This is a genomic window from Caballeronia choica, assembly GCF_001544535.1.
GTDB classification, from domain to species: Bacteria; Pseudomonadota; Gammaproteobacteria; order Burkholderiales; family Burkholderiaceae; genus Caballeronia; species Caballeronia choica.
Genome location: NZ_FCON02000601.1, coordinates 1 through 612, shown reverse-complemented (window position 1 = coordinate 612; position 612 = coordinate 1). Strand labels below are relative to the sequence as shown.

Annotated in this window: 1 protein-coding gene and 1 pseudogene; one reads left to right on the top strand and one right to left on the bottom strand. The window is 60.1% G+C overall.

Translation table 11 applies throughout. The features are described 5' to 3' along the window. Positions 1-295: pseudogene (locus tag AWB68_RS50690) on the top strand (hypothetical protein); the annotation flags it as partial. Between the two features lie 149 nt (positions 296-444). On the opposite strand, the gene AWB68_RS51045 reads toward AWB68_RS50690, so the two are convergent. Then, a partial coding sequence (locus AWB68_RS51045) for a SpoIIAA family protein (RefSeq protein WP_143282098.1) occupies positions 445-612 on the bottom strand: 168 nt, incomplete at its 5' end.

Here is a 612-nt window from a genome sequence, read left to right as displayed (position 1 = left end):
CATATTGAAACTGGGAGTTTCGCAACCCTTTATTCGCGCCTATTCGCGCGCCGCGCCTGGCTTCACGCCATTTTGCAAGACCGACTCTTTACCGCGAGCTGTTCCCGCAGGAAGCGTGCATCGGCTGTGCGGCTGTGCGGCAGCAGCCGGCCATGAAGCGTCATTCGCGAGCAACTTCGCTCAGACATTCAAGCGTCGGCTCCGCTCGGGAACCGGCCATTCAATTCGCAATGTTCAAGCGTTGCTTGTCGGCCAGTCCGGTCATTCGAGCCTTTCAGTATTTGGCCAATTTTGAATGACCGGTCTCAGAAAAATCGAACAGGCGCTAACGCCCCCTTAGCGGCCAGTACAAGCGGGAGCGCGGATGCCAATGGTATCTTGATTGCGCAGGTCAATCGCCCTCCGACGCGCAGCCGGACCGCTTCCAAATTCGCCAGGCGGCGCTCAGGTGTTGATCCAGACGCGCGCCTGCTCCAGCTCGTTGACGTGGAACGCCTTGACTTCGGCCTTCGTAAAGAACCGCGCCAGATGCATTGAGGCACGGATCCAGCCCGCATCGGCCACCACGGCGGCGCGCGTGACCTTGCGGGCCACGGAAACGCCGAGCGTTAT